Origin of the sequence: Desulfocapsa sulfexigens DSM 10523 (genome assembly GCF_000341395.1) — a bacterium.
GTDB lineage: Bacteria > Desulfobacterota > Desulfobulbia > Desulfobulbales > Desulfocapsaceae > Desulfocapsa > Desulfocapsa sulfexigens.
In genome coordinates this window covers 983877-996126 of record NC_020304.1, presented here as the reverse complement: position 1 = coordinate 996126, position 12250 = coordinate 983877, and the positions used below count along the sequence as shown (strand labels likewise).

Below are 12250 nucleotides of genomic sequence, written 5' to 3'. Positions count from 1 at the left end.
ATGTGGCGCATAACAACACTGGTAATTTTACTGTATACAGTGCTTTTTTTCGGCATTTATCACACGTGGAAAAAGAGGGAACAGGAAGTCTATCTACGGCACACCTCCGTGCTCGAAACGACCTATAAAACGACTATTCATCTGTATAAGACCTATGCGGAAACTTTGTACGATGAAGTGCTCAACAAGAGAGAAGTGCTTGAACTTGTGGCCGAAGCCTATAAAGCGTCCCCCGAAAGGCAGGCAATATTGCGAGGGAGATTATATCGCTTACTCTACCCAACCTACACCCACCTGGCAGAAAACAATATTCGTCAATTGCATTTTCATTTTCCCGACAATAGGAGTTTTCTTCGTTTTCATCGTCTGGAAAAATGTGGTGATTCATTAACAGACATCAGAGAATCGGTTCGTCTTGTGAACACACTCCATAAATCGATATTCGGTTTTGAAAATGGTAGGATATTCTGTGGGTTCCGGTATGTCTTCCCCTTGCAGTACAAGGGAAATCATGTCGGCAGCGTGGAAACATCTGTTCCCTTCAAAGCTATCCAAAAAGCAATGACGGATGCTGCGCCGATGCATAAGTATCTTTTTATACAGAAACAAGACATGGTTATGGCCAAGGCTTTTCCGGATGAGCGGGAGTTTTATACTCCAGTGTCGGTTTATCCAGGGTACGTTGTTGAAGACTTACGTATACTCGGGTTTGATTTAGAGAATCCGATCTTCCCTCTTGCCCGTCGCCTGAATCCCATTCTTGCTAAAAACAAGGGGGTACAAAATAATATTGCAGATGAGAAAAGGTTTTCTATTTTTATTGGGGATCAGAATAAAAATTACATCGTTGCGGGGTTGCCATTACATAACGTCAAAGGAGAACAGGTTGCATATATTCTCTCCTACGAGGAAAACTATGAAATTGTCACCCTCTGGAATACGTTCAGGGCAATAGTTTTTGGACTTACAGTGCTGGTATTTGCCCTAGGTTTTTTTGTCTGGCAACGACAGCAGGCTGTGGAGCAGCTCAAACGCAATGAGGCACGCTTGAGCGCCATTGCCCGCTATATGGGAGATGCATTGTATGTCAATAATGCGAAAGGAGAGATCACCTTTATCAACTCTGCAATGGAAAAACAACTCGGTTATTCACCCGGTGAATTGCTGGGGAAAAATGCCCATGAATTGTTTCATCGTCACAAAGAGAATGGTGTAATAGATACGTACGGGGAATGTCGTTTGCTCAATGAAAACATGGCAGGTCGTACTTTCTCCGATGATAAAGACTACTTTCTTCATAGGGATGGGTCTATTATTCCTGTTGAAGTCAAGGGAACTCCTTTGCAGTCAAAGGGAGGCAAACGTGGCAGTGTTGTTATATTCCGGGATATAACAGATCGCCTTCAGGCTGAGGATGATCGAATAAAAGTAACAAAGCTTGAGGCAATCGGCGTTTTGGCTGGAGGTATTTCCCATGATTTCAATAATCTTTTAACAGCCATCATGGGGAATATTGAACTTGCCAAGATGCTCACCATCGATAATTCCGATGTGAACGAATTACTGGGTGAGGCGAAATCCGCATCTCAACGAGCGACAATACTAGCAAATCAGTTACGCACCTTTTCAAAAGGAGGCTCGCCCGTCACATCAGCGATTGATTTGGCTATTTTTTTACCTGATATCGTTTCATTTATTCTGTCAGGTCGTCCCATTCATTCTGAATTTCTGTTTGCTAATGACCTCTGGACTGTACAAATTGATCCAGAGCAGATCAGACAGGTCATAGCTAATGTTCTGATGAATGCTGTAGAATCAATGGGAGAGAAAGGTACCATAACCATTAGTTGTTACAACCACAGGCCAGGATCCCAAACACCATCACAGTCCCAGAAAAGGTATGTATGTATGGAGATGCAGGATACGGGAACAGGCATTCCAGAGGAGCACATAGATAAAATTTTTGATCCATATTTTTCAACTAAAGAAAAAGGAAGTACAAAGGGTAGTGGTTTGGGGCTGTCCATCGTTCACTCCATCATTAAACAACATGGCGGATATATTGAAGTAAAATCCTCTGCAGAAAAAGGAACATGTTTTTCGATTTATCTGCCAGCCGTTACCAAGGGTGGTAGTGAGATTGTCGTAAAGGAAAATGAAGAAAAACCCAAAATGGGCAGCGGTAAAATACTTATTATGGATGATGAAATTGCCCTGCTTAATATGGTTTCAACCATGTTAAATCGACTTGGGTACGAAACGGAACAAGTGAAAAACGGTGAGCAGGCAATAAAGCGTTACTCTCAAGCTTTGGACGCTGGGAACCCGTTTGATGCTGTTATCCTGGATTTAACCATTAAGGATGGTATGGGGGGCGAGAAAACAATTGCAGAGTTGCAAGCCATTGATCCTGAAGTGGTTACCATTGTTTCAAGTGGGTATGCTGATTCTCCTGTGATGTCAGATTGTCAGCAATATGGGTTTAAAGACAGTGTGCCAAAACCGTTTGATGTGAAAACACTTAGCATGAGTTTACACAAAGTGTTGGTTCAGAAGAAAACGGTAACTCCAAAAGCGGGGTAGAGTGAAAAAATGGCACTTGATCTCGTGTTGAATACATAGAGAGCTTTGGTCGCCACTATTAGCGACTGACTCCAGCTTACTGGATAAAGTTTCAGATCAGACAGAGAACACCTTCATTTAAAAGGATTAGGTTCCCCTTCCTCCCCATCAGCCGAATTTCTAATACAAAGATCATGCGGTACCACGATGTGTCATTTTTTGTTTTGTGGTTCCGGCTGATATCAGCTATGCTTTGAGGTATGGTGTTGTTTCTGGAAAACACAAAATTAAAGAGTCGGTGCCGATAAAAAAACAATGTATCAATGACGGAGGAAAATGATGGCAACCATTGAAGCAATTTGTATCAGCAGGAAAAAGGGAATGGTGAAAAAGCCGGTGGATCTTGCAAACTTTCAGGAGGGATTTGGAATTGAGGGTGATGCTCATGGTGGTAAGTGGCATCGGCAGGTTTCTCTGCTCGCTGGGGAAAGTATTGACAGAGTGAAAGAGAAACTGCCTTCTTTGAAAGATGGTGCATTTGCAGAAAATATAATCACCAGAGGGCTTGGTTTGTCATCGGTCTCGGTCGGAGACAGTATTCAGATTGGCACTGCTATCATTCTTGAGATCACTCAGATCGGTAAGAAATGCCATAATGATGGGTGTGTGATAAAAAAAGCAACCGGGGACTGTATAATGCCCAAAGAAGGTATCTTTGCCAGGGTTATTCAGGGTGGAGAGGCAAAGGCCGGTGAGACGATATCTTTTTGCTGAGGGAACTCTGAATAGAGACAATTAAAGAGTTGTAGTTAGCGGTAAATGTCTTTACAGTCATGACAGATAAATGATTTGAAAAATTATCCCTTCGGGACATCGAGTTGTTATGCGCTTCTTTGTTACTCTTATTCTTTGTCTGATCATGACCTCATGTGGCTTTGGCCATCTGACTGAGGTGCGGAATCAGGATAGTCATGCTCCCACAGCTGAAGAGTGTGGCTCCTGTCATGTCGAGCAGTTTGCAGAGTGGCAACAGACTGCTCATGCCCGAGCCTTTGTCAGTCCTGAATTCAAACTCCAGTCCGACCAGTACCAGGAGGAGGAATGTCTTTTCTGCCATTCTCCAGGCAGTGTGCAGAATCCTGAAAGAGAGGCCCGCAGCTATAACCGGGAAGAAGGAGTTACCTGTATCTCCTGTCATCTGTATGAGCAGGCCATGCATGGTCCCCACGACTCTGGAGCACTCTTCAGCCCCCATGCCATAACTAAAAATTCCAAGGTCAATTCAAAGAAAGATTCGTCGCAACTCTGCGGGGTCTGCCATGAAGAAACCTATGAGCAATGGCGAAGCCTGGGAGCCACGAAGCATTATCCTACCTGTCACGGATGCCATGGGGTTTCCGTTGAACGTCCCCATACCAGGGGGACAGATTCCTTTTCGAATATACTGGTGTCCTTTGAGCCGGTTCACAGGGTGTACAGTCATTATCTGATTCTGCCCAATCAGCCGGAGCAGGGAACAGGTCCTGAAATCCAGTTGGATGCAATGGAAGCTGACACCATTCATTTTAGGCTGAAAAACAGTCTGCCCCATGATTTACCTACGGGAACCTATGGTACTAAGGAGCTTTTTGTTGTCCTCAGCTGGCGGCAGCCTGATGGAACAGTGGTTGAAAAGAAGAAAATTAATATTTCTTCAGTACTTGCCCCGGGAGAAGAGAAAAGCTTTGCAGTGATTTTTCCTCAAAAGGAGTACAGTCGCGATCTATCCATTGACCTGTACCGTTTCCATCACTCCACGCAAAAGGCCACATTGATAGGGTCATACCCTTTTGCCATGGATTCTTTTTGAGCGACCTACTATCGAATGACACAGAAAAAAAGCAGTCAGGTACTCTCTTCGAGACGCATAACATTGCCCACCAGCTTTAGCGATGGTTTTATTACTGATCTTGCTGAACTCAACAGCCGCTATAGCGAGAGTGGCGGAAGGGTCTTTGAACTCTACGGTTCTTTTCAGCACGGCTCTTTTCATTCTGCACGGCCCGCTAAATATCTCCCTCTTATCAGCAGATCAGAATTTCAAAAACATGTGCGTCTGGCGCTCGATCAGGATATTGCCTTCAATTACCTGCTTAACTCCCCCAGTTACGCCAATTTTGAGTACACCCATGACGGGCGCCAGGAGTTTGAGGAGCTGTTGCAGTTCCTTTGTGATTGTGGAGTCGCATCCGTTACAGTTACAGCACCATATCTTGTGGATATTATCAAGAGCAGCTTCCCGGAACTCGAGGTGGTTGTTTCCACCATTGGCTATGTGGGGGCCAAACGTGGTATTAATCAGTTTGAAGAGATTGGAGCCAGTCGAATTGTCCTCGACGTGGAGGTGAATCGCGATTTTCGTTTTTTGCGCCGTGTGACGCCAGGGAGCAGGGTCGATCTGGAGATTGTTGTGAACCCGGTCTGTCTCTATCAATGTCATTTTAAATTTAATCACTATTGCACTGCCGCTTCTGGAGGTCATATTCACAAGGACGGTTGTGGTCATCCCTATAATCAGTATTATCTTAACTGGTGTTATCTGGAGAAACTAAAAAACCCCGGCGAGTTTATGCGCAGTCCCTGGGTACGTCCTGAGGATCTGCATTTCTATGAAGAAATTGGACTCCATCATTTTAAGATTGCCGGACGGGGACTTGAGAGTGGCGAGTTGTTAGATCGGGCCAGGTTTTATCTGCAGGGAGAATTTAAGGGAAATTTGCTGGCCTTGCTTGGTTGGCCTCACTGGCTGCAATTTCGAAAGCAGGCTGATGGGACGAAGCTTGATCCTCTGGAAATTAGTCTTGAAAATGATGAGCTGTCTGGCTTTCTTGATTATTTTCACAGGACGGAACCGGATTGCCGTCTCGGCTGTGAAGGCTGCGGTCATTGTGATAGATGGGCAGCAAAGCATCTTAAGACCAATGGTCCGGAGTTGCTGAAAGGTTATATCGCCACCATGGAGGCAAATATTCGAAGGCTGGTCAACCATATTCCCACGGCCGAGGAGACTCTTCAGCAGCAGAAACGCTGGAACGAGGCAGCTGCCAGTCAGGGGCATTTGTCATGACCGTTCTGGTGACAGGGGGCAGTGGTATCATCGGCCGTCCTTTAATTGATCTTCTTCTGGCGCGGGGACAGAGGGTAACAGCTCTTTGTCGTCATCCCGAAGAGCCAGACAGCTCTCAGCTGCGCTGGCTGACAGGGGATGTAAGTAAACCCTTGCTGGGTTTGCCTGACGAAGAATGGCAACAACTGTGCCGGGAGGTTGACAGCATTTTTCATCTCGCTGCACGAACGGATTTCAAGGGCAAGTCTCTTGAAGAGTATGGAGCCGTAAACATTGAAGGTGTGCGCCATATCAAAGAACTGGCCCTGATCAGTGGAGCCTGGCTCCATCACGTGTCCACCGCCTTTGTCTGCGGTGACTGGGGAGGAGAATTTCGGGAAGATCAGCTGCAGGAAGGGCAAGGTTTTCATAACTTCTATGAAGAGTCCAAATACAGAGGGGAGTGTGTTCTGCGTGAGGAACCATCTCCACAGTATACGGTGTATAGACCATCAATTGTTCTGGAACGAAGACCAACTGCGGCCAGTATCTCTGTCTTTGGCCCTTTTGTGTTTTTGGACGGGGTGTTTCGCCTCTGTCTTGAAGGTGCCAAACGGAAAAACCGTCTCAAGACCTTGCGGGTGGAAGGGAATCCCAGGGCTCATCTGCCCTTTGTCTTTAATGATGATGTGGCCTTAGCACTTGCGGATCTTGCCGAAAAAAGTGGTGATCACGGGAAAACATACCATCTCACACCAGCTGTAGCCCTCCCAAATGATACTCTGGCACGGGTTTTTAATCAGGCTTTTGCAAGGGAGGCTGTTGCATGGGTTACTGCCGCCGGCGTTGAGAAAGAAGAGTTAACAAGGCCAGAAAAAATCCTCTCGAAAAAGACGAAGGTGTATGCTCCCTACCTTAATCTGACCACAACGTTTGCCAGAGATAATCTGGAAGATTCTCTGGGGAAGGAGGTTTTGCCTGCCATTAAAGAAGAAGATCTCCTTTCCGCGTTTATCATCTTTCTTTCCACTAAAAAGGAACTCGACAGAGGAGTCAGCCACGATGAGCAATTTCACCTTGAACGCTATTTTACTCATTTTCTACCACAGTATACCGGAAAGCCGTTAATCAAGAATCTGGCATCCCTTTCAGCCTGTCTTCAAATTGAGATCAAGGGCTATACTACCTGGACAGTTACCATTATGAACGGGATATTGATAAGGATTGCCAGAGGATCATCAGGAAATTTTGGATACACCACCGATGGCAACACATTTTTGCAAGTTGCCTCTGGAAAAATGTCGCCTCAGCAGGGTTTTTTCCAGGGGGCCATTCAGCTGGTGGCCAACCCCAGGGAGGCATTGCGTACTGCAACGGCTCTGGAAGAATTTTTCCGTGAGTATCCCTATCACTTTGAACCTCTACTTGCTCACCCATAAAAATGCATACTGACTGGATTCCCGTAGATGAAGTTACAGAGCGTCCCTATACAGAGGCAGTGGAAAAATTTCGTGAACATATTAATCCTGGGCTGGTGGCGCTTCTGGAGATCGGTGAATATACGGCCATAAATCCGCAGAGTGCACGGGGAGCGGTAATTACCTCAAGCGATGGCAAAGAGATTCTTGATTTTGTCTCCTCCTATGGCGCCTTGAATTTTGGCCATAATCACCCCAAAATTATCCGTGCTGTGCAGGATGTTCAAAATCAGCAGCGAGTCGACCTTTCCAAGGAACTCCTCTCCCCTTATACCGCTTTTCTGGCCCACAATCTGTCATTGCTGCTTCCCGGTGACCTCTCCAAGGTCTACTTCTGCAACTCGGGAACAGAAGCCGTTGAGGCTGCATTAAAGATGGCATCCCGCTGTTTTAAAGGGGAACGACCTGTGTTTATCTATGCGGACAATTCGCTTCACGGCAAAACAATAGGGGCATTATCGGTTACCGGCAGTGAACGTCTTCGTGAATTTTTTCCAACGCTTCCAGCTCAACATGTACCCTATGGCAAGAGCGATGAACTGGAACACCTGCTGGAACAAAACAAGCGGGACGGTAGACAACAGGTGGCGGCGGTTATTCTGGAACCCATCCAGGGAGAGGCCGGGATTATGATTCCGCCGGTTGGGTATCTGCGTGAGGTACGGGAATTATGCGATCGTTTCGGAGTATTGCTGATACTCGATGAAATTCAGACCGGCATGGGACGTACCGGGACATTCCTTGCCTGTGAGCAGGAAGGGGTTGTTCCTGATATTGTTGCCATGGCCAAGTCTCTGGGGGGTGGCGTGGCCACCATTGGGGCCACCATTACCACCTCCAAGGTATTTCAAACTGCATATGAAAATCCCCATGACTGCCTTGTACAGACATCAACCTTCGGGGGCCGGGCAACATCCTGTGCAGCCGCCATGGCAGCTCTTGAGGTCTTACAGGAAGAGAATCTCCTGCTCAATACTCAGGAGCGTGGAAAACAGTTGCTGGATGGCCTTAAACGTCTACAGGGCGAGTATCCGGAGTGGATCAAAGATGTGCGGGGGCGTGGCCTGATGGCAGGCATTGAATTTGACGTTGATGTGATTGATCAGGCTAAATATCTGCCATTGAAATTACCCGGTTTAAAATCAGTGCTTCGTGAACATCTTCCCGGAATGGTTGCAGCGGCACTGCTCAAGCAACATGGTATACTCGGTACCCTGATGCTCAATAACCGGGCAGTGCTTCGGGTGTATCCTCCTTTGGTTATCACCGAGGAGCAGATTGATTATTTTTTGAAATCACTGGCTGAAATTTTGGGCCAGGGGCCAAAGGATCTGGTGAAAAATCGGGTGAATTATGCTGTGAAGAATTCTGGTATGAAGTTTATAGGCTCCTGGGCTGTGTCATTTCGGAAAAAGTAGTCCCTATGTTGGATACAACACTTTCCCGCTTTGCTGCAAATCTGCGCCGACATCGCCTGTGGGTTGTGATCCTGATGGTGTTTCTTGCTGTTGTCGGGGGCTATGGCGCATCGAAAAGTCAGGTTGATAATTCACTTGAGGTGTGGCAGTCAGCAGATTCTCCAGACTGGTTGGCCTACCAGCAATTTCTAAAACGAACCAATATTTCAGATCCCCTGCTTATTTTTATTCCCCGGCAAGTGAAAGGTCTGACTCTTGTCCAGATAAGGAAAGCACTCAAAACCCTTCCGGATGTCAGTTCCTGCAGGAGTGTGGGACTTGAAACCGTCCAGGGGACACGGGGAAGTCTTCTTACTCTTATGCCGGTAGGTACGGCCAATCCTGCACAATTGGCTGAGATACTCAAACAAATACCACCGATTATGAAGGCGCATCAGGTGGAGACCTATCATCTGGGCGGTGTCTGGTACCTTACCAAACAGCTGGATACCCTGTCGGCTAAAGCCACCACTGTCCTTTTTCCGGTCGTTCTTCTGGTGGTGAGTATTGCTGTGTTACTATTATGCAGAACGCAGGCTCTGCTGATCTTGAGTTGTGGGTTACTTTCGGCTGTGCTCCTGGTGGGACTTATTGGCTTGTGTGGGGTCAAAATGAATATGGTTCTTCTTGCCCTGCCTCCGCTGACCCTTATTCTCGGCATGGCCCATGGGATTCATTTCAGCATAAAAAGGTGGAATCCTGGCGATACACCTATAAATGTGTTCTGTAGAGTTGCACCTCCCTGTGCATTGTCTGGAGTAACGACGGCAATGGGCTTTGGCTCACTCCTCTTTTCAAGCTATGGGCCGGTTCGTGAACTTGGTCTCTGGGGGGCCGTTGGAACGTTGATATCGTTGCTTGTCACTTTTATTCTTGTGCCGGTCTTTCTGAAGCCGGGTAGCTTTTCCAAAAGGCTGGTTCTGCCTGCAGGTACAAGCCTTTTCCTTTTCCGAAAGAGAAGAAAAATTCTCCTTGCCTTGCTGTTGGCTCTACTTGTAGCTGGATTTGGTATTGGACGCCTGCAAAAAGGATCTCTGATCTTGGATTTTTTCACCGATAACTCCGTGGTACGTCTCAACTATCAGGCCATTGAAGATGCTGGAGTTGGTCTCACCCCCATTGAGATAGATCTTTTCCGACAGCCACTGTTTAGAAGTGAGCTTGATGGCCATTTAAAGGAGCTTGCCATTCAACATCCTGAAATTACCCATTATGTGTATACCATGACAAATCAATCGGAGCAGGTTGTCAGTCTTGGTGCCACCATGCTGCTGCCAGATTTTTTTTCGAGCAACCAGAAGGTTGAACGTTTGACCATTCTTATAAAGACGATCTCTTCAGAGGCAACACTTGCCATTGCAGATGAGATGGAAGCGTTTTTTCAGAGCAATCTTGGCCACTCGACCACGCCCTACGTTACAGGATCCGTCCCCCTCTACACGCGAGGACAGAAGGAGCTTTTTTCTTCAATGCTGCAAAGTTTCAGTGTGGCCTTTGTTGCCATTTCCCTCCTTATCGGATTGTTACTGCGTTCGATAAAGATGGGACTGATCGCCATGGTTCCAAATCTGCTGCCCGTGGTTCTCGTGATATCCGTTATGGGCTGGTTTGGCATTCCGCTGTCAGTGGCTACTATTACCGTTGCCTCTATTATTTTTGGTGTTGTTGTCGATGATACCATTCATTTTCTCTACGGTTACCAGAATCAGGATAAACATCTGAGGCCCCGCCAGCGACTGGATCAGGTTTTCAGGGAGGTAGGAGCCCCCATAATTACCACTACCCTGGTGACAGGTACCGGTTTTCTTGCCTTTTTGGCCTCCCCCTTTATACCGCTTGGTTATTTTGGTCTTTTGATCAGTCTGTCCCTGTGGATGGCACTGATCTGTGACCTGTCCATCCTGCCTGTCCTGCTTATGGAAGGAGAGAAAAATAATGTTTGAGCAGATCCTTGATATTCATTTTGATTCCGATACCGGCACACCATACTGGCTGGATGCTCTTAAGAGGAAAGATCTGCAGCGTCGGGATTTCCAGGAAATCAATGATCTGCAGCTGCTTGGTCCCATGGATGTGGAGGCAATGCGGAGCAGACCGATTACTGATTTTGTTCCACGTTCACTCCACGGTTGCATGGCAGAGATGATTCTTGCTGAAACTGGTGGTACCACAGGCAATCCGTGTCGCAGGGTCTATTTGCCAGAAGAATTTCATGCCGCATTTGTTGCTCCCTGGCTTCAGGCAGTGAGGCGCTTTCATTTTCCAACACATCAAAAGTGGCTCTTTGTCGGGCCATCAGGGCCCCATGTTATTGCACAGGCAGCAAGAGCCTTTGCCCGTGCTACTGATAGTCTTGAACCTTTTTCCATTGACTGTGATGTCCGTTGGGTAAAGCAGCAGCAGCCGAATTCAATGGGCCATATGCTCTATATGGATCACCTCAGCTCTCAGGCCTTAAATATTATCAATCAGCAGGAGATTACGGTTCTCTTTACAACCCCGCCACTTCTCCTCGTCCTTGCTAAGCAGATGACAGAGAAGCAACGGCTACAGATTACGGGTATCCACACAGGAGGTATGGCTCAGGATAGTGAGACCAGCCAGCAGCTTGCAAGGCTCTTTCCTGCTGCAGTGATTCTTCCCGGATATGGTAACAGTCTCTTTGGGGTAACCTTTGAATCCGAGCAGATTATGGGAGAACCTTCTGTCTTTTTTGTTCACGATCCGTCACTTCATCTGCATCTTCTCCCTTTGCCAAAAGATAAACATGAACCGCCACGTTTAGCAGATACAGTCCCGGAAGGGCAACGTGGCCGGATTATGTTTCACCGTTTCGACAGATCTTTTCTGCTTCTAAATATGCTTGAACGGGACACTGCTGTTCGGGTTATGAGGGATGGTGAACAGGGGATCAGCAATATTGAAGGTCTTAGTTTTCACCAAAAGAAGAGTGGTGGAGTGTATTGATGAGCTCCCATTTCAGTCAGGATGTAAGCATACCCTGTATGCTCGGGAGTCTGGAAGGGAGGCTCACTTACAGGGAAGAAAACAGCGGTCAACCGGGGGTAATTCTCTGTTCTCCCCATCCACTCCTTGCAGGAAATATGGACAACAATGTTGTCTCTGCCCTGGCTGAAACGCTGGCATATCATTTTCCGGTGCTTTCCTTTAATTATCGTGGGGTGGGAAAAAGTTTCAAGGCAGAACCAGATCTGCCCCTGTTTGAATACTGGGACAGGCTGGATAAGCAAAATGACTTTTCTGAAATCATTTGTGATACGGAAGAGGTGATACGGTGGAGTTCCAGGTATTTTTCAAATTTCCATCTGGTCGGGTACTCCTTCGGCAGTTTTATTGGGCTCTCCGCACTCGGGACTGCTCTCAGCTTTAGTGCAATTACCCCGCCTCTGGGTGAACACGATTTTGAACCATTAAGGAGTGTAGGCTGCAAAACTCTGCTGCTTTTTGCTGAAAACGATAATCTTCTAATTCAACAAAAAAACAATGTGACGTTACATGCTACCATCCATGAAATCTTGGGAAGTGACCATTTTTTTCTTGGCAGGGAGCAGGAAGTTGCAGAGAGTATTGAGTCATTCCTCCTTACTGTCTGACTTGTGGTCGGCTAACCTGAATTTCTCACCCGGGCTAAGAGCTCAAGGATAGAA

Annotated in this window: 9 protein-coding genes; all 9 read left to right on the top strand. The window is 46.8% G+C overall.

Features of this window, described 5'->3' with window-relative positions; translation table 11 throughout:
- The 9 genes from UWK_RS18210 (at position 1) to UWK_RS04320 (ending at position 12196) form a co-directional block, all read left to right on the top strand.
- Entirely contained in the window at positions 1–2583 is a 2583-nt protein-coding gene (locus UWK_RS18210) for an ATP-binding protein (protein ID WP_015403135.1), read from the top strand.
- 318 nt (positions 2584–2901) lie between these two features.
- Entirely contained in the window at positions 2902–3336 is a 435-nt protein-coding gene (locus UWK_RS04355; protein ID WP_015403134.1) for an MOSC domain-containing protein, read from the top strand.
- Between the two features lie 109 nt (positions 3337–3445).
- Entirely contained in the window at positions 3446–4411 is a 966-nt protein-coding gene (locus UWK_RS04350) for a multiheme c-type cytochrome (protein WP_015403133.1), read from the top strand.
- A 15-nt stretch (positions 4412–4426) separates the two neighbouring features.
- Positions 4427–5668 (top strand): U32 family peptidase, encoded by a 1242-nt coding sequence (locus UWK_RS04345; RefSeq protein WP_015403132.1) that lies wholly within the window; start codon positions 4427–4429, stop codon positions 5666–5668.
- Positions 5665–7086 carry an SDR family oxidoreductase gene (locus UWK_RS18205; protein ID WP_015403131.1) on the top strand — a complete coding sequence of 474 codons (1422 nt, stop codon included), beginning with the start codon at positions 5665–5667 and terminating at the stop codon, positions 7084–7086. The genes UWK_RS04345 and UWK_RS18205 overlap by 4 nt, the downstream gene beginning before the upstream one ends.
- A 2-nt stretch (positions 7087–7088) precedes the next feature.
- Positions 7089–8543, top strand: a complete 1455-nt coding sequence (locus UWK_RS04335; RefSeq protein ID WP_015403130.1) for an aspartate aminotransferase family protein — start codon at positions 7089–7091, stop codon at positions 8541–8543.
- A 5-nt stretch (positions 8544–8548) separates the two neighbouring features.
- On the top strand, positions 8549–10525 hold the full coding sequence (locus UWK_RS04330) for an efflux RND transporter permease subunit (protein WP_015403129.1): 1977 nt from the start codon (positions 8549–8551) through the stop codon (positions 10523–10525).
- On the top strand, positions 10518–11549 hold the full coding sequence (locus UWK_RS04325) for an acyl-CoA synthetase family protein (protein WP_015403128.1): 1032 nt from the start codon (positions 10518–10520) through the stop codon (positions 11547–11549). The genes UWK_RS04330 and UWK_RS04325 overlap by 8 nt, the downstream gene beginning before the upstream one ends.
- Entirely contained in the window at positions 11549–12196 is a 648-nt protein-coding gene (locus UWK_RS04320; protein ID WP_015403127.1) for an alpha/beta hydrolase, read from the top strand. The genes UWK_RS04325 and UWK_RS04320 overlap by 1 nt, the downstream gene beginning before the upstream one ends.
- Positions 12197–12250: the final 54 nt, after the last annotated feature.